The sequence below is a fragment of the Halobacteriovorax sp. RZ-2 genome (genome assembly GCF_043196685.1).
In the GTDB taxonomy this organism is placed as follows: Bacteria; Bdellovibrionota; Bacteriovoracia; order Bacteriovoracales; family Bacteriovoracaceae; genus Halobacteriovorax_A.
The window spans coordinates 986786-1008950 of the sequence record NZ_JBEBMR010000001.1 but is presented as its reverse complement, the minus strand read 5'-3'; the positions used below and the strand labels follow the sequence as shown (position 1 = coordinate 1008950).

Here is a 22165-nt window from a genome sequence, read left to right as displayed (position 1 = left end):
TATATATGATTCAGCTTGTAAATGTAACTAAATCTTTTGGTGGCCGAACGCTTTTTGAAGAAGTGACGTTCTCCCTCAATACGGGTGAAAGAATAGGCCTAGTCGGACGTAACGGAACTGGTAAATCGACTTTGTTTAAGGTTATTACTGGTGTCGAGTCCCATGATAGTGGTGAGGTGAAGATACCAAAATCTTATAAAATCGGTACGTTAGATCAACATATCCACTTCACACATGAGACTGTACTTGCTGAATGCATGTCGGCCCTTGGGCCTGAATTTGAATATGAGACTTATCGTGCGGAAAAACTCTTAACTGGACTAGGCTTTTCTGATGAAGATTTTTTAAAAAGCCCCCAAAGTTTTTCTGGTGGATATCAGATTCGAATTAATCTCGTCAAAACTCTTTTGACTGAGCCGAACTGCCTATTATTAGATGAGCCAACAAATTATCTTGATATTGTCTCACTTCAATGGCTTCGTTCATTTTTAAGAACATTTCAAGGTGAAGTCATTATCATTACTCACGACCGCTCCTTTATGGACTCAGTGACAACTCATACTATGGGTGTTCACCGTGGAAAGCTTAGAAAAATAAAAGGGCCGACAAAGAAGTACTACGAGCAACTTGAGCAAGATGAAATTATCTATGAACAAACTCGTGTGAATCAAGAAAAGAAAATAAAGCACATGATGGACTACGTGGATAAGTACCGTGTAAGTGCCAGGGGTGCATCGCAAGCTCAGTCACGTCTTAAGGCGATTGAGAAAATGCAGGATATGAAGCAACTTGAAAAGATTGCTGACTTAGACTTCTCATTCAATCATATTCCTTGTCCTGGGAAACAAATTATGAAAGTTCATGACCTAAGCTTTGGCTATGGTGATGAAGACTTATTTTCAGGAGTTAGTTTTGAAGTCGACCGCGAAGATCGAATTGGGATTATTGGAAAAAACGGAAAGGGGAAGTCGACTCTTCTCAATGTTCTCTCCCATGAACTTAAGCAAGGGACTGGAGAGATTTGGGAACACCCAAGTCTTGCTCTTGGTCACTTTGGCCAGACTAATGTGAAACGCCTTCATGCGGAAAATACAATTGCTCAAGAGATTCAAGAAGTTAATACAGAACTTCCTATTACAAGAGTAAAGGCCATTGCTGGGACAATGCTCTTTACTGGTGAAGATTCTGATAAGAGAATCTCTGTGCTGTCAGGTGGTGAGAAAGCAAGAGTTATGCTTGGAAAGATTCTGGCAAAAAAAACGAACCTACTTTTCCTAGATGAGCCGACAAACCACTTAGATATGGAGAGCATTGAGTCTCTTGGTGAGGCCATAAACGAATACGAAGGGGCATGCCTCATTGTTACCCACAATGAAGACCTTCTAAGGTCTTGTGTTAATAAGCTTGTGATCTTTAGAAAAGATGGCGCTGAGTTTTTTGAAGGAACTTATGATGAATTCCTTGAAAAGATTGGCTGGGAAGAAGATGTTAAACCAGCAAAAGAAAAGCCTGCGCCTGTAAAAGTGGAACCAGCTAAGAAAGAAGAGCCTAAAGTATCTGGAAATAAATACAAAGAGGAAGAGGTTATGGCCCAGATTGAAACTTTAGAAAAGTATCAATCTGTTCTTGAAGAAAAAATTCAGAATGCTTCAGCGGCCGGTGACACCGATGCAATAACTAGCGCAGGCCATGAGCTTGAACTAGTTAATGCAAAAATTGATGAATTATTAGAGTTACTATAATTACTGTTCTTGTACAGATGTTGAATTTGATGAGTCAGGTGTTCCTGTTCGAATGGCCTTATCTGCTTTGGCATTAGCACATTGTGTGGCATCGTTTTCATCACAAGGGCAGTAGGCCAGAAGTTTTGACTTGATATCAAATTTCTTCTGTTTTTCAGAGTGTGCTTCACAAATTAGCTTCTTAAGACATACTCCCTTATTCGAACAATTAGCATTCTTTCCTTCAAATAATTTTTCATCCGAGTCAAAGTTACAATTGTAATAGATTAAATCGTCAGGAAGAAGTTCTTCTTCTTGTTCAATCTCTTCTTGAATAGGAACAAATTTTTCTTCGTCTCCACCATCTGCTTCACGTGGAATTGATTCCGGAATTGCCACTGGTTCTTTTTCTTTGACCTGTGGAGGTGTCGGTTCCTCAACTGGTTCTTGAACAACTGGAACCTCTGGTGTTTCTGGCTTTTCAAAAATCGTTGCAAGTCTCTCTTTTAGAGCGTTACAGCTGAAGGCCTTCTTAGGTGTACTCTTTGATTCACAAAAACAATTCACATTATCAATGATCTTTTCAAATGTTTCTTTGTTATTGTTGTAGCGTTCCTTTAGAGATTCTTTAAAGTTAGGAACTTTTGCAGAAGCCTCAAGACATTGCGCTGTCGCATGAGCATAAGAAGGTGAGACCTTGATACAAATACCAGCTTCACTATTTCTCTTTGAGTTTCTTGTCGCAACAAATTGTACTGGGTCTAGACTAGAGTCGTAGGCTCCGAATATTTTTGGGTTACAACGGAATAGGTTTTTTCCACCACAGCTATAGTTATTAGTATAAACTTCTGAGTCGACACTCTTAACTTTATCAAGTCCCGAAACCTTCCAAGGTGCTTGGCAATAACTCCCTTTTCTTGTGGATGCCCATCCTCCAAAGTAACACATATTATTGCAATCTTGTCCTTCGGCACAGGCCGTAGGAATTAGCATATCCATGACAAAGTTAAATGAATACCTGCCACCATTTGTACTTTCAACTTTATAAAGTCCATTACGTGATACTTCGGCAAGAGTTTTCAGATAAGCTTCGATAATATCTGAAGTATATTCACTTTGTGGAAGCATCGTTAAAGCTTTCTGATAAATATAATTATCTGAAACTGCAACATCTGTTGTTGAAATAGGGTAGGTTACTTGAATCCCTATTTTTGGGTTCTTTAAAAATGGTTTAACCTTAATATATTTCTTCGACTTCGTTTGAATTAAGTAGTGTTCTTTCGTAACATTAATTAATTTTCCCGTATTATATACAGTCGGAACCGTAAATGCGTACGTATTAAAAATTGAAGTAATTGAAAATAGAACAGAAATTAAAAACTTCATCTTATACCTCCGTTCCTAGTTCAATAACACTACACTTGTTCTCAATCGTTGAATTAAGAATTGTTTTTACGTGACATGGATTTTCGTCAACAGTCTCCTCATCATTGAACTCACAAGTAATTTGGTAAGTTTGATTCTTACACTTGTAGGTTTGAGCACACACTCGAGACTTTGAGTTATCATCGATACATTGCTTTGGATCTTCTTGTGAGAAAGAGATCAGTTCAAAACTTGCAAAATCAATTTGTTCACTTTGATTTGTACAGATCTCATCACGACACTTTCCGTATAGCTTCGCGGTTGGTGTGAAGCCATCTTTAGGGTCGTACTTATAACTTTGATCGATTGGATAACAATTACTTCGTCCAACTTTTTCAAGTTCTTCCTCAGAAAGCTCTAATCTCTTTGGTCGACAATTATTCTCTTTTGCTAAGATATTCTTTGTTCTCTCGTAACAGAAGTAATACCTTCTCTCAATTTCTGGAGTTTGTTCCTCAACTGGCTCTGGCCTAGTGGCCGAAGTTGTTTTTACTTCAAGGTCACTACGATCCTTTGGATTTAGTTGGGCGACCTTTACAATATTGCGAACACTTTCATTTTGAATACAACGAATAGTCATCTCTCCATTTGAGACGATTCTAAGAGTCGTTTGTGAATTATCATAGCAGTAATTACTTTCTTTATTCACTTCCTCTTCTTTGACCTCTCGGTAGAGCTTTCTTACTTCCTCTCTATCGCGATATACATCGAGTTTTGCACGAACATTACTAAGAATATCGCGGGTACTTGTCGATGTATCTCCATTGGCAATCTTATCTAATAATGCCTTTTCCTCTTGTAAAAGAGGCTCGGCCTTTTCCATAATAACTTCTGTAAGTCTTGCTTTTAAATGTGCTGCAAATGCAGTTTTGTAGGCATCTGACTCTAGAATATTAATCTTTGAACCATGAACACTTGCTTCATAGAACTCATGCCCTTCAATGATTTGATCCACAACCTTGTCGTCATTTGCAAACAAAGGTGTTGAGAAGAGTAGTGGAGCTATGAGTCCACATAGTTTTAAAATCTTTTTCTTTGAATAAATCATTACGATAATTCCCTTTCTCTCATTACTTTATTCTTATCGGAGAGATGGGTGAAATACTTGAGTAAATGTGTTCTTTTCTAAGTGTTTAAAATCTCTATTGGTTGTGAGATTTCACTTTGTTGTCTTTATGGTTTCGTTGGCCTTTGTGCTCGCCACCTTTTTGATTAGCTTGCGACTGGTTAATGACACGATCGCGTGATTCTAGAGTAACTTTCGTTGCACTAAACCAAGGATCTTCAATTTTAATTTGATCTTCATTACCATCTAAGATTGTGATCACTGGTACGATATCGTAAGAGTCTTTCTTTTCTTGTTTCACAGAAAGCCTAATCGTTTGTGGCCCTTTGCCTTTTCGTGCACTTGAGTCCCCAAGTTCAACGATGTACTTGCTTTCTTTTCTTAGGGTCTTGTATTTTTTGCGTGGGCAACCGCCAAGCTTATAAGAAGTAATGACATCAGCAGCACAGCCATCGCTTATATAGTACATAAGATCGTACTCAACGACGATTCGATCAGGTGAGTCGGCATCAATAGTAATTTCTTTCTTAGGAAAGAAGCTTTTGCTAAGCTTAATCTTCATTTCTGAAGCCTGAATTACTATTGCAAAAATAGTCATTAATGAAATTTTAAAGATATAACTGAGCTTCATATTACCACCTAAGAATAGTTTCCTAGGTACTCATCGGAAATTATTTTAAATTATTAAATTTTAGTGGAACCGAGTTTGCCATATCTCTAACAAAGACTTCATCTAGCTCTCGATTAAGCTCCTTGTCTAAACAAAGTAGGGTGTTTTCGTATGAATGATCGGTAGCATTGTGTTGGAAATTGTAACTACCAATACTTGATAAGATTCTATCAAAATAAAAAACTTTTGAGTGAAGAAAGCTAATGTGTAGCCAAACACGCGTATTATCAAATCCTGAATAGTCTTTGATTAAGTTTGCAAAATGGGCCTCTCCAAAGTGGTCGTTCCACTTCTTTATGCTCTTAAGTTTTTTCTCTATTTTCTTACGAAGCAATTTATCGCTAATGCCTTCAGTTAAAATGAGATCCTTAATCTCTTCATTTTTTATATCGATTATTTCATTACCTGTCATATCTGTGCCTGTTGTAATGAAATCTAGTGAGATACCTCTTTCTTGGAGACCTTTTAACTTGTAATGAAGTTTGTTGAACATTTTAAAAGTATCAAATTTCTCAATGAGTGGTGCATCTTTAAAAACCGAGTTGTAATAAGTGTCAGAGCGAATCGGATCCATAATACCCAGGTAATTTTGAATATGGTTAAGGGCCAATAGGTAGGCGTCTCCAATATTATTTTGATACTCATAAGGGGATTGCTGAATAAAGCGACAAACACCATTCATGCGCTCTTCTTTATTATTTAATACCTTGTGGTATTGGGCCTGACCCCTTAACTCGTTCTTTGTTTCCCATTCTTGTCTTGCTTTGTAAAAGTTAAGCTCTTTATCTAGGTTTGCAATATGCTGCCCCGTACGTCTGATAATACTTCCTCTATTTCCTCTTATGATACGAGTATTCTTCTTTTTAAAATATTGCCAGTCTTTTAAGAAACCGATGGCAATATCAGTAACAAGTGGACCTTGGATAATGACATCAATATCCTTATTCTTAAAATCTGTATCTTGCGATAAATTGTCTGCATTTAATTGATTTTGACCACCGATAATTGCAGTCTTTCCGTCGACAACAAGCTTCTTATGGTGATAAACGGTACGTCCTTCATATTTCCAGAAGTCATTTGCTCTTATAAATTGTACACCCTTCTTTTTTAGTTTCTTAGGACATTCATTATGACCTAGGGCCTTAGACATCATCTTATCGTCCATTACATATACTTTGACACCTCTTTGGTGAGCATTTATTAGCTCATCTACAAGTACCTTTACCGATTTGTCACAAACAAAGCTAAGCGAAGACATTAGGATTTCTGATTTTGCTCCTCGAATTAATTTCAATTTTTTTTGATAAGAATGATGATTCTCTAGAACTCTTATATTATTTCCAAAACTCAGTTGAGATTTGGATACTTCATCCATTCTGACTTGAAAGTCTGTTGAGAAATAAGGATGCTCGATTGTTTTAAAATCAATTTTTTCAAAGTCTTTAGAAAATAGAGAAAGATCATTAATCTTTTCTCTAATAGGTGAGTGGTTTAAAAAGCCCCACTCTTTTAGTGGATATTCATCCATAAGGTGGTGTCTGGCTTCAATAGAAAAGTTAAATTGAGAGTAGTAGTTAATCTTGGCCTCATTAAAGGTCGTCCCTCTGTATTCATTAGTATAGGCCTTAAAATCTGTTCGGTAGTCATCTTGTAAAAGGTGCCAAGTTAACTCGTACCACCTAGTATTCTCAAGCCTGCCATATTCATCTTTTTTATAGCTGTATGTTGCTCTGTCCTCGTTTGCCTGATCAATAACATAGTCTCGATCTAAAAATGGAATCTGAAGCGCAAGGGCGTTCGTGGCCATGATGAATATGAGAATTGATTTTACATACATGCTCATATTCTAGAGCGAATTAAGGAAATAATATTGAATTTTGAAATAACTACTAGGCCGTTTAAAAAGAAAACAGATGTAATTTAAAGTAGTTGTGGGCTTTCTGTGTACTTCTTTATCCCAGCAATGATCTTGCTCGCATAAACTCCATCAATAATTCGATGATCCAGAGTCGCTCCAACTGTTAGAGTTGGCCTTGCAAGAATTTCACCATTTTCAACGATGGCCTCTTCCTTGACCTTAAATAGACTTAAGACAATTGGAACATGAGAGATTGTTGGAATTGGTGCAAAAGCAAATTCAGCTCCAAAATTTCCTACACTGGTAATCATACATGAACCAAATGGGTCACGTTTAACACTAAAGAGCCCCGTGTAGAAATTGAGTCGGTACATAGCTATATCAAGGAGTGCAAGGGCCGGTCTGGCAAGAAAGTTTGGAATAAGGGCAACAACCTTTTTTACTTTCTTAAAAGACTTGTCCTTATCATTTCTTATGCTCTTTGCACTATCCATGAGTTCTTTTTTTATTTCAAAAACACTCTTCTTATCGGCATCTCTGATAACTGTTCCTGAAAGGTCTCGGCCGCTATGATCTACTGAAACTTGTAAGAAGATATCGACGCTTTCTCTTTGATAAAGATGAGCACCACGAATCATTCGATTGATTTGAGGATTCTCGTGAAAGACTTGTGCAATAATCTTTGTGAAAAGGTGAGTCGGTGTAACCCCTTTCTCTTTTGTATATTCTTGAAAATTTGTCGCATCAAATTTCAAGAGTCCATATGTTGAAGGATCAACAGGCATTTTCCATGTATTCATGGAAACTTTACGCCAAGAAGAAAGATGTTTTACCTTTTTAAGTTTAATATGTCTCATAAGCGAGAGTTCGCCTTTTGATCACCGATATACTTAAAACGAGGTGTTTCGACACCATCGATAACAACTGTCTCAAGAAACATCTCAAGAGGGCGTACCCAAAGCTTTCCAAGCTCATTTTCATAAAGGCATTCGTAGTAAACTAACTCTTCTAAAGTTTCAGAGTGTCGTACGATATCATGAACGATGTAATTCATGCCTTTGTAGTGTTGATATAGTCCACCTTTAACGATCTTACTCATTAGTCTCTCCTTACTTTACGATAAAATTTGATTGCTGCCATAAGAATAACTCCTAAAGCAATTATTCCACCAACTCCGTAAAGGATTCCTTCTAAGCTTTTAATGACTGCAAGAAAAACAATGGCAAAAAGAAAGAGAGTGGCAACTTCATTCCACACTCGTAAGAATTTTGCAGAGTGAGGAAATGTGTCGTTTTGAAGTGCCTTAAAAATCTTATGACACATAAATTGATACACTAACAATAGAAGAACTAAAGTTAACTTAAGGTGAAGCCAGTAGTGACCTTTCATTGGCCAATAAGTCGTATAAACTAAAGAGGCCCCGAAGATTACTGTGGCAATACACGCAGGCCAGGTAATTCCATACCACAGCCTGCGAGACATAATTTTAAATTGAGCACTTAAAATAGCTCGTTCACTATCACTCTTGTCTTGGGCCTCTGTATGGTAAATAAAGAGACGGACAATATAGAAAAGTCCAGCAAACCAACAAACGATACTAATTAAATGTAATGCTTTTAAATACTCGTAACTCATTACTTTCCAAATGTTGGAGCACCAGTGATATTTTCTTCATAGAAATTACCGAATGTGCTCATTTGCTTGTGAAAGCTAACTGCAAGTTCTTGTGCCTTAGCTGTGTAAGCATCTTGATCTTCCCACGATTTTTGTGGATTTAAAATTGTGCTTGGAATTTCTCCCACAACTTTAGGGATATTTAGACCAAAGATTGGATCTTGTTCAGTTTCAACATTCTGAAGATTATTTGCTTGAATGTTGCGAATGATTTGTCTTGTAATATTTAGAGGGAAGCGCTGACCTGTTCCGTAAGCACCACCAGTCCAACCAGTGTTTACCATCCAAACGTTAAATCCTAACTTGTCGATATATTCACCAAGAAGTTTCGCATACTCGCTTGGGTGGCGAAGCATGAAAGGCGCTCCAAAGCATGAAGAGAAGGTCGCAGTTGGCTCTTTTACTCCAATTTCAGTTCCAGCAAGTTTTGCTGTGTAACCTAGGACAAAGTAGAACATTGCTTGTTCTTTTGTCAGTTTTGCAACTGGAGGAAGAACTCCAAAGGCATCAGCTGATAAGAAGAAAACATGCTTTGGAATATCTCCACGTGATGTCTTTTCTAGCTCATCAATGAACTCTAGAGGGTATGAAGCACGGCCATTTTCAGATAGTGACTTATCATAAAAATCAACACGTCCTGAGCTCTCATCAAGAACAACGTTCTCTAATAGTGCTCCAAAACGATTTGATGCTGCATAGATTTCAGGCTCACCTTCTTTAGAAAGTTTATATGTCTTAGCGTAACATCCACCTTCAAAGTTGAAAGTTCCCGCTTCACTGATTCCGTGCTCATCGTCACCAATTAGAAATGTTCCCGTATCAGTTGATAGTGTTGTCTTACCGGTTCCTGAAAGACCAAAGAAGATTGAAACTTCACCGTTATCTAGGCGAGATGCTCCAGAGTGCGTTGGCATAATATTCGACTCAGGTAAAAGATAGTTCATTGCTGCAAACATACTCTTTTTGATTTCACCCGCATAAAGTGTACCTGCAATAATAGTGATCTTAGACTTAAGACAAGTAACGACTGCTGTCTCTGATCTTAGGTCAAACTCCGCCGGATCAAGTAAAAGCTCTGGCGCGTGAAGGATTGTGAAGTCATTTTCGTTAAAGTCTCTTACTTTCTCACGGAAAAGGTGAGTTGAGAAAAGTGCGTGATTTGGGTTTGTTGTCACAAGCCTTGCTCCAAGGTTGTGTACTTCATCAGCTCCTACACTTCTTTCTGTAATGAATAGATCACGATCTTTATTTAGATAATTTGTTACATGTGACTTAAGCTTAGCAAAAGTTTCTGGTGTCATTGATTTAAAGTTATTTTCCCACCAGATCGTATTTTCAGTTGTTTCATCGCGGACGATATAACGGTCATTGGCACTGCGCCCCGTATGTTTTCCTGTCTCAACAACTAGGGCACCATCTTTCGTTAGTTTTCCAATGCCACGAGCTACTGTTTCTTGGATTAAGAAACTTCTTGCAGAGTTTACAAATATCTTATTATTTGGTCGCTCCATGTTAATTCCCATGTCTGTATAAAATTGCGTCATACATCATCTCCGGTTCGATTTTACAGTCCATAATTGTTCTTGTTCTTAGTTCTTTTTATGCCTCTAAATATATGCTTTTTAAACTGTATTGATAACCATTTTTATTCTAATTCAGCTCATATTTTTTAACGCTAGAAGTAGTCGGAACAGCGATTTTATAGTATATTTTGGAGACTTATACACAATAGATATGATGCACTTAGTTGTGCTTTGAATTATAAGGAAGAAAATATGCAGCCATTATCATCTCGCGAGATCAGAGAGAGATTCCTAGATTACTTTGAAAAGATGGATCACTTAAAAATTAGTGCATCTTCAATCGTTCCTCAAAACGATCCGACGCTACTTTTTATCAACTCTGGGATGGCCCCATTAAAGAATTACTTTCTTGGGAAGGAGACTCCTCCGTCTCCAAGGTTAGCAAACTACCAACCGTGTATTCGTACAAAAGATATTGATGATGTTGGTGATCGCCACCACTTAACAATTTTTGAAATGCTTGGTTCTTGGTCAATTGGTGACTATTACAAGGAAAGAGCATGTAAGCTTGCTTATGACCTACTTGTTCACGAGTTAAACTTTGATCCAAAAAGACTTTATTTTACAGTTTATGGTGGAAATGAAGACTTAGGTATCAAGCCAGATACTGAATCAATTGAAGCATGGAAGAAGTGTGGTGTTCCTGAAGATCATATCGTTGTTCTAGGTGAAGATAACTTCTGGGGGCCAGCTGGAGATCATGGGCCATGTGGGCCATGTACTGAAGTATTCTATGATACTGGAGCAGAGTATGGGCCAGAGTATAAACCAGGTGGACACTTTGATGATGTAAGTCGCTACATTGAAATCTGGAATGCTGGTGTTTTCATGGAACTTAATAAGAAGAAGGATGCAACATTTGAACCGCTTCCACTTAAGTCTGTTGATACTGGTTCTGGTCTTGAAAGACTTGCAATGGTGATGAATGGTTGTGACTCTGTTTATGAAACAGATCTACTGGCACCACTGATGAAACTTTCAAAAGAACTTCTAGGAAAAAATACTGATGTGCAAACAGAGCGTATGATCTCTGATCACATGCGTGCAAGTATTATGATTCTTGCCGAAGGTGTAATGCCAGGAAATGAAGGGCAAGGGTATATTCCTCGTCGTCTAATTCGTAAGTGTGTTGCTGCATGTATTTCAAGAGGTGTTAAGCCAAACTTTAAAAATCATATTCAAAAAACTATTGAAATGCTTGGAGATTTTTACCCTCAACTTAAGTCTGCACGTGAAGCAATTATCTACAATATGGAACAAGAGATTAATGAATTTGTTCCAATCGTTGAAAATGGACTTAAGAAGATTGAAGAAGAACTATCTTCAAATTCAAAATCAAAAGAATTATTCCCAGGGCATGTAGCCTTTGAACTTGTAACAACTCATGGGCTTCCTTTGGAAGTAATTAAAGCTGAGCTTGCTTCTAAGAATATTGAATTTGCAGAAATTGAATATAACGAGTGTTATGAAGCTCACAGAAAAGCTTCTCGTGTAATCTCTCGTAAGAGCTCTGTTGGTGCTGACCAAGAAAGAATTGAACTTGAGTTTATTGAAGTTGCCGATACTGAGTTTACTGGTTACGACTCACTAGAAACAGATAGTGAAATTCTAAAGATCTACCGTACAGAAGATGAAGTTTACTTTGCAACAAAAGAGACTCCATTCTACGGAGAGTCAGGTGGACAGGCCGGTGATATTGGAACGGCCAGAACTTCAACTGGTGAGCTTCAGATTATCGATACAATGAAAGTGAAGAATACACATGTTCATATCGCTAAGATTATTTCTGGTGAAATTGAGACAGGTGAGAAAATAGAATTAATCGTTGACGGTGAAAATAGAAAGGCATCGATGAGAAACCACTCGGCAACACACTTACTACATGCAGCTCTTCACGAAGTTATTGGCAAGCATGCAATCCAAAAAGGTTCAATGGTTACGGCGGAGCGCTTACGTTTTGACTTCCAAAACCCACAAGCTGTATCTGCGGATGAACTTGCCAAAGTTGAAGCACTTGTTAATAAGTGGATTATGCAAAACGACTCACGTACGACTAAGCTTTGCTCATATGAAGAAGCAATTGATAGTGGAGCAATGGCACTATTTGGTGAAAAGTATGATAGTGACGTTCGTGTTATCGCTTTTGGAAAAGATAGTGTTGAGCTTTGTGGAGGAACTCACGTTGGCCGCACTGGAGATATTGGACTATTCGTTATTACAACAGAGACATCTGTTGCAAAAGGAATTCGTCGTATTGAGGCCGTAACAGGAACGGCCGCAGTAAGAGTTATGCAAGAAAGGTCGGCGCTTTTAAATGCTGCTGCAAAAGAGCTAAGTACAAAGCCTTCAGATGTTCCAGCGCGTATTAAAGATCTTCGCTCAGAGATGAAGAAGAAGATTAAAGAGGCGAGTGAGAAGGCCGCAAAAGGTGGCTCAACTAACTTCACAAAAGAAGTTAAGCGCGACTATGAAGGCTTTAAAATGCTAGCTGCAACACTTGAAGCAGATGCTAAGGCCGTAAAAGAATTAGGTGATAACTTAATTAATAAGGGCGAGGTACAAATTGTGTGTCTCCTTTCTAAAGACGATAAAGGAATGAAGTCATTTGTATGGTCTAACTCAGACGTTAAGGCCGGTGACCTCCTTAAAAAGATCCTCGAGCCAGTATCTGGCCGTGGTGGTGGACGCCCTAACTTTGCTCAAGGTGGAGCTCCTGATGTAAACTCAGGTTCTCAAGTGCTTGAATTTATTGAGAAAATGTAATCCTTCTTATAATAGACACAGGTTCAAAGAGCCTGTGTCTAATTTCCTAACATCCCTATACTTAATTTCACTCCATAGTCATTAGCAACAAATTCTGGTGTATAAAGAATCTGTCTTAAATTTATGGAGTGTAGACGTGATTAAAACTAATTTACCAACAGATGCTCTTTCTCGTGAGCTTCGTCGTTTAACAATGCAACTTGATATTATTGAGAATCATCTAGATGCTGCTGAAATCGAAGAGAAAAGAGAGCTTGTTGAAAAGTCCATTATTCTTAAGATGAGTGATATGACCTCATCAAATATAAACTACCTTGGTAAACTTAAGGGAGTTAGAAAAACAACTTTAAAGAAACGCTTCGTTCAGGCCGAAATTAACTTACTAGGTAAGGGAATTGGCCGTTTTCCTCAAAAGAATGAATTACGCCTAAAAGTGATCAAAGATCGTTTTGATGGTGTTGTTCACCGATTCAATAATATTTCTGCATAACCTGTTCATAATTAAGTATTTGTTAACTTTGCTCCGAAATAATCTTGAGAGATTTGGAGTAAATTATGAGAGATTATGATCCTAGAGTTTCATTTGCACAGAAGGTGGTTGTGGCCATTCACTACACGCGAGAACAACGCTCGCGTGTAAACGATGTCTTTTACTTTTCTTCACTAAAACACTTAGATAAGGCCTATCTTGACGCCAATATTATACCAGTTGATATTGCTGAGAAAATACGTGAGGTATGGGTTGAGTGCTATAAGAGCATTAGCCAAGAGTCTTTTAGCTTAAATGATAAGGCCAAGGAGCATTTAAGTTTTTGGAGCGAATTACTAATGCTACCAAATGAGAGTATGCATTAATTCTTTGCGACTTGAAATGAGAGAGAGACCCTCGTTCCGATGTTGACGTCTGAACTGACATTAATTTTACCATTTGAAAAGTCTGTGAAGTACTTAACAATAGGAAGTCCGTAACCTGTACCTATTTCACCTTTGGTTCCGAGGCGACTAGTTTTTCTTTCAAAGTGAAAGAGGCCCTCAATGATATCTTTAGGTATCCCTATCCCTTTATCAACGATGTCGATATAGACACGGCCAGCATCATCATAAAGTTTAATGAGAATGTCCTGTCCTTCATAACTAAACTTAATGGCATTTGAAATTAAGTTACTAAGTATATGATCGAAGAAAATTTTCTGTTCGCAAAAGAAGCCACTATTTGTATGAATATCAAAATGGAGTTTAAGGTCTTTATCATTTAAAAGCTTAAAGTGTTGCTCAGAGTAGTCCTTAATTAGTTGCGGATGAATCATACTCTTTTCTGTCAGAAGACTCTCAGAGTCCAGCTGAAAGCTTCTAACGTTTGAAATAATCTCCTGTACCTTCCTAAGGGAGTTATTGATTTGTGTATACGAAGAATCATCAATAACACTCTTTCTAAGTAAGCTTGAAATCTTAAGTTTTAGAATTGTGACAGGATTTGAAAGGTCATGTAAGACAACATGTAGTAGTGTATCGAGCTGCTTATTAGAAAGCGCTAATTTTAGTCGTGAATTCGATTCTAGCCAAACGTAGAAGAAGAAATAAATCGTTGTGAGAATTGAAAATTGGACAATATTAAATTTTAAAAGCGTGTAGTACTGCTTAGAAGTTAGAGGGTAAGAAAGAGAGCTAATGGTATGATCGAGCATAAAAAAAGATGCAAACGTTGAGATCATAACAAGTACACCAAAGAGAAGACCTGAGCGCTTATAAAAGACCCCAAAGAAAATTGGTGTTCCTGTAATCCAGAGGATTCCTGGTGACTTAACTCCTCCAAATGTAAATACAATGATGATCATGATAAAGACTGAAGGAAGAACACAGATGGCCCTGGCCAGTCTATGCTTACCCAAGAAGCATGAAACGACGAAAAGTAAGACCTGACTTGTTGTATACGTGTAAAAGAACTCTTTTGGGATTTTGTGAAAGAGAACCTGTGGGTATGCTACGTAGTAATAACAAACTGTTATCGAAACCATAATCAGAGTGAAAATAATCAGGTAGCGCTGAATAAGGAATTCGCGTTTAAAATTTAATTTCATTTGGGCCACATTAGTTCAAAATGAAATCTTATACTAGCAAAGTGAAATTTATTTATGGTTTTTTTAATGGAAAACTAAGAGTAAATTCCGTGCCTTTTCCAGCACTTGTAGGTGAGTGAACAGATATTTTGGCCCCTGATAACTCAGTGAAGTAGCGAACAATTGGTAGCCCATAACCTGTACCAGTTTCTCCAATTGTACCAAGTCGCGATGTCTTCTTATCAAAATCAAAGATTTCATCGATAATATCCTCAGGTATGCCAACCCCTTCATCGCGAAAACTTAAGATGGCCGCATCATCTTGGGTCTTAAATGTAACTTCAATGACTCCTTCAATATGACTAAACTTAATTGCATTTGAAAGGAGGTTACTTAAGATATGGTCTTTTAGGATAGATGGTGAAAACTTTATGTAAAACCCACCTAAGTCGTTAAAAACTAATTTTAGATGCTTCTTATTCATTTCTTTAAATTGCTCACTTAAATAAGTTCTCACTTCTGAAGAGCTGATTAATTTTCTATCTTCTTGAAGGCCCTCGGAGCTTAATTGAAAGCTTCTAACATTTTGAATAATTTCTTCGATCTTTGTGAAAGCTTTCTTTATCTGTCTTGTTTCTACTTCCTTTATATGAAAACGTCTTTTTAAACTTTCAAGCTTAAGTTTTAGTATTGTTATAGGATTTGAAAGGTCGTGGAGTACGACGTGTAAAAGGGTATCGAGCTGCTCCTTTGAATTTTCAATTTCATCTCGCGTTCTTTGCTCCAGCCAAGTGTAGTAGAGAAAGAAGAGGGTAATAACTATTGAGAAGTGAATAACATTCATTCTCTTCTCGGCCATATATAGCTCGTGTGGAACTTCTACTGTCATCGAAAGTATCTGAGCTTCAAATGTGTAGTAAACAGCGTAGATAGCGAGCATGAGTAAGATACCAATGATCATACCCCTCTTTCTAAAAAATATTGCAAAGAAAATCGGAAAACCTGCTATCCAAAATACTCCCGGTGCATGAATTCCTCCAAAAGAAGTAATTAGAACTAAGGTAATTGCAAAAGATGGAAAGAGACTTGATAGGTTTCTAAGGAGATGTTGCCCTTTATAGTCAAAATAATAGAAGGCCAGATAGAGAGTCGAGATCGGCAGAACAAAATAATGTAAAACAGCATCATTAATATAATCATGATGCCTAAAGGCGTAGCTAACCAGTGAGAGCATTGCCATCACATTAGTAAAGTGAATAAGAATTGTATTGAGACGATCTTTCATAATAATTAAATATTTATATATAAAAGTTTCTCGGCTATGACGAATTTTTATTTAGTTTTGAAGATGTAAAAGTGCAAAGGTTGGCTTTATGACGCTGAGGAGCTTAATATGCAAAATTTTAAAACAAGCGTTAGCGCCAGTTTTTAAATGACGGTAAGTATGGTAAATGACTGGGGTTTTTTAAGTAAGGAATTGGTTGCGGGGGCTGGATTCGAACCAACGACCTTCGGGTTATGAGCCCGACGAGCTACCAACTGCTCCACCCCGCGACAAAGTAAAATCAATATATTATCAGAAAGGTCTTATGTCAAATTAAATTTGTCAGACATAAATTACTAAAATTTCTAGAAGACGCTCCGATATGAACTCTGTATGAGGGATGTTAAAAAATAAAATTTTTGGAGTTTAGAAGATGGAAATGCAAAATCATAGTAAGTTAACGATTGATATCGACACTTCAGAGCTTACGCCTGCACAACTTCGCGCGATTAAAACAATTAATATGCTTATGGCACATATTGTGACGACGGAAGATGAAGCGGATTTTTTTGATGGGACTGCTGAAGTTATGAGAATTTGTGCTTCACTAGTTAAACAGTCAAAATTTTGCCAAGGCAACTCATCGATTCCATATGGTGATCAAGCACTAGAGTTTTCAATTGAGTTATTAACAGAGCTGATGGAATCATCTTCTGTAGTAAAATACGATAATTAAGAGAGTAGATATTTTGTTAGAAAAGGGCCTTAACTGGGCCCTTTTTTTTTGTGCAAAATTTAGCTATAAAAGACTGTGAACTTTAAGAATTAGGCTTGAAATATGAGTGACATAAGTAAAAAGAAAATTTGTCTTACAGGTGTTAAACCAACAGGAATGCCACATTTAGGAAACTATATTGGCGCCATCAAACCAGCAATTGATAATGTTAATAATTCTGAAATGGAAGGCTACTTCTTTATTGCAGACTACCACTCATTAATCACTGTTCATGATGGTGAGACTCTTCGTAACGATATTTACGAAGTTGCTGCAACTTGGTTAGCGGCAGGTCTTGATCCTGAAAAGGCCGTTCTTTATAAGCAAAGTGACGTTCCAGAGATTACAGAACTTAACTGGATTATTTCTTGTTTTGCTTCTAAAGGTTTAATGAATCGTGCTCACGCATACAAGGCTAAGAAAGATAAGAATGCTGAAGAAAATCGCGATGAGGACTTTGGTATTAATATGGGATTATTTTCGTATCCAGTTCTTATGGCCGCAGATATTCTTTTTATGAATACTAATTATGTTCCGGTAGGTGAGGATCAACTTCAGCATATTGAGATTGCTCGTGATATCGCTTCAAGCTTTAATCACAAATATGGTGATCTTCTAACGCTTCCAGAAGCTATTGTTAGCAAGGAAGAAGTGAAGCTACTTCCAGGTCTTGATGGACGTAAAATGAGTAAGTCGTATAATAATCATATTCCTTGTTTTGTTCCTGAGAAGAAACTGAAGAAGATGATTAATAAAATCACGACAGACTCAACTCCTCCTGAAGCTCCAAAGAATCCTGATGATTCTCTTATTTTTGATATCTATAAATTCTTTGCCACAAAAGAAGAGCAAGATGCCTTAGCAAAACGCTATCAAGATGGAATTGGATGGGGTTATGCAAAGCTTGAGCTTTTTGAAATCGTAAATCGTGAGATGAAAGAAGCTCGTGAAAAATACGATGCGCTTATGGCAGATAAATCTCAGATTGATAAGATTCTAGCTGAAGGTGCTGCAAAGGTTCGTCCAATTGCTCAAGAGAACCTAAGACGTATTAAAAAGGCCATTGGCGTTTCTAATTAATTCTATTTAATTCTTATGATAAGGGTGGTCTTGTTTGATCGTCTGAGCACGATATATTTGTTCGATAAGAACAAGTCGTGCAATTTTGTGTGGAAATGTCATTGGTGACAGGGAGAGTTGGTAATCAACTGTCTTTAAGAATTCTTTAGGAAAGCCTGCTGCTCCACCAATTAAAAAGCAAACACCCTTTTGCTGATTCTCAATAACATTATAGATGTAATGACTTAGCTTTTCACTGTCACAAGTCTTTCCATGTTCTGTCATGGCAACAATATGTTGGTTTCCAAACTTTGCTTTAATGGATTCGACTTTATTAAGAAGTTCTTTGAGTTCAAGGTCGATATTTTCTTGATGACCTTTACATTCGTGGATGTGAAGTTTTGGGAAGTTAATGCGCTTTAAGTATTCATTTTCAAGCGCGATAAGATGCTTATCTTTTAACTTCCCAATGACAATAACGTGATTGTCTTTCATAGATTACTAGAAGTAACCTTTGTCTGAGTCTGCAGAACTTTCTGCTTCATCAGAAGAGTAGTAGTACTCATTTGGAATTTCAACTGTTGGTACTGACCATAGATTATCAATATCGTATGCTTCGCGAGCTGACTCATCAAAGATATGAACAATAATGTCACCAAGGTCAATTAGAATCCAGTCTGTTTGTTGGTGTAGACCTTCTTTAGAGATGACTGTTTGTCCCTTTCTCTTCATTTGTTTTGCAATCTCATCAGACATAGCATTTGCCATTGAAGAGTTTGTAGCCGAAGCAAGGATGAAGTAATCAGCAAGTGCAGTCGTCTTTCTCATATCAAGAACTTTAAGGTTGATACCTTTAAAGTTTCCTAGGATCCAAGCACTGGCCATTGCGATATTTAGAGGGAATTCTAATTTTGAATTATCTGTAATTTCATCTACGTTTTTTGTGATAAATTCATTTTGTGACATTGGTTAGTCCTTTATCGTTTTAAGCATTAAAGATTTAAGTAAGTCTATATTAAGTCCAGATACTGAAGAGATCGGAAGACACTTTCTATCAACTTGTGCTTCAAAGAAGTCTTGGAACTTCTTAATTTCTTCATCTGTCATAGCATCAATTTTTGTTAAACAAATAAGCTCTTTCTTATTTAAAAGATCTTCACTATAGCGACCAAGTTCTTGGCGAATAATTACGTATTGCTCAAATGCTTCGTATTCATCAAGACACCAAGAAACATCAACTAAGTGAACAAGAGATTTTGTTCTTTCAATATGTTTAAGGAATTTAATCCCAAGTCCTTTTCCTTCCGAGGCATCTTCAATTAGCCCTGGAATATCGGCAACAACAAATGAGTCATCTTCACCAAGTGTAACAACACCTAGATTTGGCTCAAGAGTCGTAAAAGGATAATCTGCAATTTTTGGTCTTGCCGCAGAGATAGAAGAGATAAGTGTCGACTTACCAGCATTTGGTAGTCCCACTAGTGCAATATCTGCAAGTAGGCGAAGCTCAAGTTCTACTTCAAGTTCAATACCTTCTTTTCCGGCAGTTGCTTTTCGTGGCGCCTGATTAGTTGCAGTTTTGAAGTGAATATTTCCAAGGCCACCACGTCCACCTTGGGCAACCATCAATCTCATTCCGTGATCAGTTAGATCCGCGATAACTTGATTTGTTTCTGCATGACGAACAATCGTTCCAACAGGAACTTTAATTGTGAGGTCATCACCAAATGCTCCACACATTTGACGGCCGCCACCTTGTTGTCCGTGTTCAGCACGGTAGTGCTTTTTCCCTCTGAAGTTAACAAGAGTGTTCATTCCTTCGTCGGCTTCAAAGTAGATACTTCCACCATCACCACCGTCACCACCATCTGGTCCACCAAATGGGATATACTTTTCGCGGCGAAAGCTTACGCATCCGTTTCCTCCGTTTCCGGAAATTACTGTAATTTTAACTTCATCGATAAATTTCATAATAAGGTCTTATATAAAAAAAGGGAGCACTATGTATAGGCTCCCTTTAATATTTACAACTAATTAATAGCGTAAAATGGTAATTTTAATTAAGCTTCAACAACAGAAACGATTTGTTTCTTCTTGTTATAGAAACCAAATTGTACTTTACCTTCTTTCGTAGCGAATAGAGTAAAGTCTTTTCCAACTTTTACGTTTTTACCAGCGTGGAACTTAGATCCCGCTTGTCTTACAATGATGTTTCCTGGAACAACTGCTTCACCACCAAACTTCTTAACACCATACATATTTGGGTTTGAATCACGACCGTTACTTGTTGAACCACCGGCTTTTTTGTGTGCCATATCTAACTCCTAAAATTGATAATTAATTAAGCTTTAACTTCTTTGATTTTTAAAGTTGTAAAGTGTTGTCTGTGTCCGTTCTTCTTGATGTACTTACCTGGCTTTCTTTTAGAAACGATAACTTTTCTTGAACGATCATGTCTTACTACTTCAGCAACAACTTTAGCACCTGCAACAGTTGGAGCACCAACTTTTGCGCTTTCACCACCAACAAATAGAACCTTATCGAATTCTACTGTTGAACCAGCTTCTTGATCTAATTTCTGAACATCAATAGTCATACCAGCTTCTACTCTGTACTGGTGACCTGAGATCTCTACTACTCCGTACATACTTTCTCCTAATGAAAGGCAGTCTTTGGGGGTTGCTATATTATATCGCGAACTCTTTTTTCCCTCGGACTGAAATTAACTTTATGAAACTAGGATTTTTATTAATAATTGGGCCTGTTGTCAAGGACTAAGACGCAATTACACTCCTTTATTTGAGGATTTTTTGCCTAGCGCTAAGCGGAAATGCTTCCGAGCTTATTTTGTCGGAAAAAATACCGAAAAATTAAGTTGAATGGAGGCACTAATGCAATCTGTAAGTACTGAAAAATACACATATTATCAATATGCTAAAGAGCAGGCACTACCTGTTTATATTAGACTGCGCGTTGCGGAGTTTGATCCTGAGATCGCGGGATTTTTACAAATCATGAACTTTACCGAACTAGGTGAAAAAGAAAGTGAGTTGGCCCAACAAAATTTAGCGTCTAATCAGCTGGCCAAGGTTATGACAATTGATGAGGCGACACCGATGGTTGCTGCTCAAATCAGATCAAATTTTGATAACGATAAGTACGGGAAAGAATCTATCGTTCAAAAGCCTGGCTACAATGTTTACCGCTATAAGAATATGGCCATGATTGTTCTCTCTCTGGCTTCAAATGAGTGGCTTATGGGAACATTTCCAGAACTTGGTCACACTGAAAGAGAATTTGAAAGTCGTGTGGTGATTAATCGCTTTCTTACATGGGCACTGGCACCAATGGGAATTATTGGCCTGTGGGGAAGAAAGACAAAGCAGGGAATTATCTTAGGTCGTATGGCCGAAGTAAAAGGTGAGGTGATCTATATTGATTATCGTAATCAAAATATATTTACAATGAGTGAAGTTTATAAGCTTAGAAAATCAGAAATATTCATCAAACAAGATGCCCTTCATAAATTAGGGCCAGTAAAGATGAGATTTGAAGATGCTCAAGCATTTCTAGCAATTCATTCGGCCTATTTTGGTGCCAATGGGATGCCAATGGCAACAAGACAAGCGGTGGCCACTCTTGCCAAGAATATTATGAGCTATAAGTTTGCAGTAAATGATATTGCAAAAGAGTTAAGTTAATTTTTTAAAAGTTTAATGAGAAAAGAGTCCTTATTTTTCACATCATCTTTTTTAATCATATGAATGAATATCGGGAAGCATGTAATTGTACATGCTCCTGAATATGTTATGGCGAATCCGGCTTCATCGTTCCAGATATAGACAGATGTGCCGTCATTATTGATAAATTTATCTTGCTTACCATAACGATTGATAAGTGATTGATGAAAAGTATTGTGAAGAAAATAATTTGGAAGTCTTGCATAGAAGTCTAATACGATTTCATCTTGTACATGAATAAAAACTGGAAAGAAGTAGCTTTGGTGGCGAATTTGAATTTCATACGTTGCCACTGGTTTCTTATCATTAATAAGCCTAATTGCTTTGTACTCTTTCTTTATATCCGACAGTTTTTGTCCGGGGTGAAATGGCCTGAATTTATCGAAGGTAAAATCGTAATTTGGTTCTTCCACCTTAGCTTTTGCCGGATTGATAAATATGCAAAATGATAAGAGAATAAATGAACATGTTAGAATTTTGTTAAGATTTTTTTCAACCATACGTTATTTT

Annotated in this window: 23 protein-coding genes and 1 tRNA gene; 7 read left to right on the top strand and 17 right to left on the bottom strand. The window is 37.3% G+C overall.

Going from position 1 to position 22165, the window contains the following annotated elements:
* Positions 1–5 precede the first annotated feature (5 nt).
* Positions 6–1742 (top strand): ABC-F family ATP-binding cassette domain-containing protein, encoded by a 1737-nt coding sequence (locus tag ABMA78_RS04760; RefSeq protein WP_392857545.1) that lies wholly within the window; start codon positions 6–8, stop codon positions 1740–1742.
* Here ABMA78_RS04760 and ABMA78_RS04755 read toward each other — a convergent pair whose 3' ends face one another.
* The 8 genes from ABMA78_RS04755 to ABMA78_RS04720 all read right to left on the bottom strand — a co-directional run bounded on the left by ABMA78_RS04755 (position 1743) and on the right by ABMA78_RS04720 (position 9958).
* Positions 1743–3107 carry a hypothetical protein gene (locus ABMA78_RS04755; protein WP_392857543.1) on the bottom strand — a complete coding sequence of 455 codons (1365 nt, stop codon included), beginning with the start codon at positions 3105–3107 and terminating at the stop codon, positions 1743–1745.
* Between the two features lies 1 nt (position 3108).
* Positions 3109–4194, bottom strand: a complete 1086-nt coding sequence (locus ABMA78_RS04750; protein WP_392857541.1) for a hypothetical protein — start codon at positions 4192–4194, stop codon at positions 3109–3111.
* A 94-nt stretch (positions 4195–4288) separates the two neighbouring features.
* Positions 4289–4843 carry a hypothetical protein gene (locus tag ABMA78_RS04745; protein WP_392857539.1) on the bottom strand — a complete coding sequence of 185 codons (555 nt, stop codon included), beginning with the start codon at positions 4841–4843 and terminating at the stop codon, positions 4289–4291.
* 40 nt (positions 4844–4883) lie between these two features.
* Complete coding sequence (locus ABMA78_RS04740) at positions 4884–6719, bottom strand: phosphatidylserine/phosphatidylglycerophosphate/cardiolipin synthase family protein (RefSeq protein WP_392857537.1); 1836 nt, start codon at positions 6717–6719, stop codon at positions 4884–4886.
* A gap of 83 nt (positions 6720–6802) precedes the next feature.
* The gene (locus ABMA78_RS04735; RefSeq protein ID WP_392857536.1) at positions 6803–7597 is read right to left on the bottom strand and encodes a 2-oxo acid dehydrogenase subunit E2; all 795 of its coding nucleotides are present in this window, start codon (positions 7595–7597) and stop codon (positions 6803–6805) included.
* The gene (locus ABMA78_RS04730; protein WP_392857533.1) at positions 7594–7839 is read right to left on the bottom strand and encodes a DUF1653 domain-containing protein; all 246 of its coding nucleotides are present in this window, start codon (positions 7837–7839) and stop codon (positions 7594–7596) included. The genes ABMA78_RS04735 and ABMA78_RS04730 overlap by 4 nt, the downstream gene beginning before the upstream one ends.
* Positions 7839–8375, bottom strand: a complete 537-nt coding sequence (locus tag ABMA78_RS04725) for a CopD family protein (RefSeq protein WP_392857531.1) — start codon at positions 8373–8375, stop codon at positions 7839–7841. The genes ABMA78_RS04730 and ABMA78_RS04725 overlap by 1 nt, the downstream gene beginning before the upstream one ends.
* Positions 8375–9958 (bottom strand): phosphoenolpyruvate carboxykinase (ATP), encoded by a 1584-nt coding sequence (locus tag ABMA78_RS04720; protein WP_392857529.1) that lies wholly within the window; start codon positions 9956–9958, stop codon positions 8375–8377. Before ABMA78_RS04720 ends, ABMA78_RS04725 begins: the two co-directional genes overlap by 1 nt.
* A gap of 231 nt (positions 9959–10189) precedes the next feature.
* On the opposite strand from ABMA78_RS04720, the gene alaS reads away from it, so the two are divergent.
* The 3 genes from alaS (at position 10190) to ABMA78_RS04705 (ending at position 13615) form a co-directional block, all read left to right on the top strand.
* Complete coding sequence (alaS, locus tag ABMA78_RS04715; RefSeq protein WP_392857527.1) at positions 10190–12760, top strand: alanine--tRNA ligase; 2571 nt, start codon at positions 10190–10192, stop codon at positions 12758–12760.
* A 136-nt stretch (positions 12761–12896) separates the two neighbouring features.
* Complete coding sequence (locus ABMA78_RS04710) at positions 12897–13250, top strand: hypothetical protein (protein WP_392857525.1); 354 nt, start codon at positions 12897–12899, stop codon at positions 13248–13250.
* A 65-nt stretch (positions 13251–13315) separates the two neighbouring features.
* Positions 13316–13615 carry a hypothetical protein gene (locus tag ABMA78_RS04705; RefSeq protein ID WP_392857523.1) on the top strand — a complete coding sequence of 100 codons (300 nt, stop codon included), beginning with the start codon at positions 13316–13318 and terminating at the stop codon, positions 13613–13615.
* Here ABMA78_RS04705 and ABMA78_RS04700 read toward each other — a convergent pair.
* The 3 genes from ABMA78_RS04700 to ABMA78_RS04690 all read right to left on the bottom strand — a co-directional run bounded on the left by ABMA78_RS04700 (position 13612) and on the right by ABMA78_RS04690 (position 16371).
* The gene (locus tag ABMA78_RS04700) at positions 13612–14838 is read right to left on the bottom strand and encodes a sensor histidine kinase (protein WP_392857521.1); all 1227 of its coding nucleotides are present in this window, start codon (positions 14836–14838) and stop codon (positions 13612–13614) included. The two genes, ABMA78_RS04705 and ABMA78_RS04700, sit on opposite strands and share 4 nt — an antisense overlap.
* Positions 14839–14890: 52 nt before the next feature.
* Positions 14891–16102 (bottom strand): sensor histidine kinase, encoded by a 1212-nt coding sequence (locus tag ABMA78_RS04695; RefSeq protein ID WP_392857519.1) that lies wholly within the window; start codon positions 16100–16102, stop codon positions 14891–14893.
* 193 nt (positions 16103–16295) lie between these two features.
* A tRNA-Met gene (locus tag ABMA78_RS04690) sits at positions 16296–16371 on the bottom strand.
* Positions 16372–16514: 143 nt separating this feature from the next.
* On the opposite strand from ABMA78_RS04690, the gene ABMA78_RS04685 reads away from it, so the two are divergent.
* On the top strand, positions 16515–16817 hold the full coding sequence (locus tag ABMA78_RS04685) for a hypothetical protein (protein ID WP_392857517.1): 303 nt from the start codon (positions 16515–16517) through the stop codon (positions 16815–16817).
* A 111-nt stretch (positions 16818–16928) separates the two neighbouring features.
* On the top strand, positions 16929–17936 hold the full coding sequence (locus ABMA78_RS04680) for a tryptophan--tRNA ligase (RefSeq protein ID WP_392858015.1): 1008 nt from the start codon (positions 16929–16931) through the stop codon (positions 17934–17936).
* A 6-nt stretch (positions 17937–17942) separates the two neighbouring features.
* Here the strand turns inward: ABMA78_RS04680 and ABMA78_RS04675 are convergent, their stop codons facing one another.
* The 5 genes from ABMA78_RS04675 to rplU all read right to left on the bottom strand — a co-directional run bounded on the left by ABMA78_RS04675 (position 17943) and on the right by rplU (position 20562).
* Entirely contained in the window at positions 17943–18410 is a 468-nt protein-coding gene (locus ABMA78_RS04675; RefSeq protein WP_392857515.1) for a 23S rRNA (pseudouridine(1915)-N(3))-methyltransferase RlmH, read from the bottom strand.
* A 6-nt stretch (positions 18411–18416) separates the two neighbouring features.
* Positions 18417–18881: a ribosome silencing factor gene (gene rsfS / locus ABMA78_RS04670; RefSeq protein WP_392857514.1), complete on the bottom strand. Its 465-nt coding sequence runs from the start codon at positions 18879–18881 to the stop codon at positions 18417–18419.
* 3 nt (positions 18882–18884) lie between these two features.
* Positions 18885–19886, bottom strand: a complete 1002-nt coding sequence (gene obgE / locus ABMA78_RS04665; protein ID WP_392857512.1) for a GTPase ObgE — start codon at positions 19884–19886, stop codon at positions 18885–18887.
* Positions 19887–19975: 89 nt separating this feature from the next.
* Positions 19976–20230, bottom strand: a complete 255-nt coding sequence (gene rpmA, locus ABMA78_RS04660) for a 50S ribosomal protein L27 (RefSeq protein WP_021266471.1) — start codon at positions 20228–20230, stop codon at positions 19976–19978.
* Between the two features lie 26 nt (positions 20231–20256).
* Positions 20257–20562 (bottom strand): 50S ribosomal protein L21, encoded by a 306-nt coding sequence (gene rplU, locus ABMA78_RS04655; protein WP_021266313.1) that lies wholly within the window; start codon positions 20560–20562, stop codon positions 20257–20259.
* 244 nt (positions 20563–20806) lie between these two features.
* Between rplU and ABMA78_RS04650 the strand changes: the two genes are divergently transcribed.
* Positions 20807–21616 carry a hypothetical protein gene (locus ABMA78_RS04650; protein WP_392857511.1) on the top strand — a complete coding sequence of 270 codons (810 nt, stop codon included), beginning with the start codon at positions 20807–20809 and terminating at the stop codon, positions 21614–21616.
* Here the strand turns inward: ABMA78_RS04650 and ABMA78_RS04645 are convergent.
* Positions 21613–22155, bottom strand: coding sequence for a hypothetical protein (locus ABMA78_RS04645; RefSeq protein WP_392857508.1), 543 nt, complete (start codon positions 22153–22155; stop codon positions 21613–21615). The two genes, ABMA78_RS04650 and ABMA78_RS04645, sit on opposite strands and share 4 nt — an antisense overlap.
* Positions 22156–22165: the final 10 nt, after the last annotated feature.

Bases quoted from the DNA above. Each gene is read 5' to 3' on its own strand.
- ABMA78_RS04760 (WP_392857545.1), top strand. From the start codon at position 6: ATGATTCAGCTTGTAAATGTAACTAAATCTTTTGGTGGCCGAACGCTT.
- ABMA78_RS04755 (WP_392857543.1), bottom strand. From the start codon at position 3,107: ATGAAGTTTTTAATTTCTGTTCTATTTTCAATTACTTCAATTTTTAAT.
- ABMA78_RS04750 (WP_392857541.1), bottom strand. From the start codon at position 4,194: ATGATTTATTCAAAGAAAAAGATTTTAAAACTATGTGGACTCATAGCT.
- ABMA78_RS04745 (WP_392857539.1), bottom strand. From the start codon at position 4,843: ATGAAGCTCAGTTATATCTTTAAAATTTCATTAATGACTATTTTTGCA.
- ABMA78_RS04740 (WP_392857537.1), bottom strand. From the start codon at position 6,719: ATGTATGTAAAATCAATTCTCATATTCATCATGGCCACGAACGCCCTT.
- ABMA78_RS04735 (WP_392857536.1), bottom strand. From the start codon at position 7,597: ATGAGACATATTAAACTTAAAAAGGTAAAACATCTTTCTTCTTGGCGT.
- ABMA78_RS04730 (WP_392857533.1), bottom strand. From the start codon at position 7,839: ATGAGTAAGATCGTTAAAGGTGGACTATATCAACACTACAAAGGCATG.
- ABMA78_RS04725 (WP_392857531.1), bottom strand. From the start codon at position 8,375: ATGAGTTACGAGTATTTAAAAGCATTACATTTAATTAGTATCGTTTGT.
- ABMA78_RS04720 (WP_392857529.1), bottom strand. From the start codon at position 9,958: ATGACGCAATTTTATACAGACATGGGAATTAACATGGAGCGACCAAAT.
- alaS (WP_392857527.1), top strand. From the start codon at position 10,190: ATGCAGCCATTATCATCTCGCGAGATCAGAGAGAGATTCCTAGATTAC.
- ABMA78_RS04705 (WP_392857523.1), top strand. From the start codon at position 13,316: ATGAGAGATTATGATCCTAGAGTTTCATTTGCACAGAAGGTGGTTGTG.
- ABMA78_RS04700 (WP_392857521.1), bottom strand. From the start codon at position 14,838: ATGAAATTAAATTTTAAACGCGAATTCCTTATTCAGCGCTACCTGATT.
- ABMA78_RS04695 (WP_392857519.1), bottom strand. From the start codon at position 16,102: ATGAAAGATCGTCTCAATACAATTCTTATTCACTTTACTAATGTGATG.
- ABMA78_RS04685 (WP_392857517.1), top strand. From the start codon at position 16,515: ATGGAAATGCAAAATCATAGTAAGTTAACGATTGATATCGACACTTCA.
- ABMA78_RS04675 (WP_392857515.1), bottom strand. From the start codon at position 18,410: ATGAAAGACAATCACGTTATTGTCATTGGGAAGTTAAAAGATAAGCAT.
- rsfS (WP_392857514.1), bottom strand. From the start codon at position 18,881: ATGTCACAAAATGAATTTATCACAAAAAACGTAGATGAAATTACAGAT.
- obgE (WP_392857512.1), bottom strand. From the start codon at position 19,886: ATGAAATTTATCGATGAAGTTAAAATTACAGTAATTTCCGGAAACGGA.
- rpmA (WP_021266471.1), bottom strand. From the start codon at position 20,230: ATGGCACACAAAAAAGCCGGTGGTTCAACAAGTAACGGTCGTGATTCA.
- rplU (WP_021266313.1), bottom strand. From the start codon at position 20,562: ATGTACGGAGTAGTAGAGATCTCAGGTCACCAGTACAGAGTAGAAGCT.
- ABMA78_RS04650 (WP_392857511.1), top strand. From the start codon at position 20,807: ATGCAATCTGTAAGTACTGAAAAATACACATATTATCAATATGCTAAA.
- ABMA78_RS04645 (WP_392857508.1), bottom strand. From the start codon at position 22,155: ATGGTTGAAAAAAATCTTAACAAAATTCTAACATGTTCATTTATTCTC.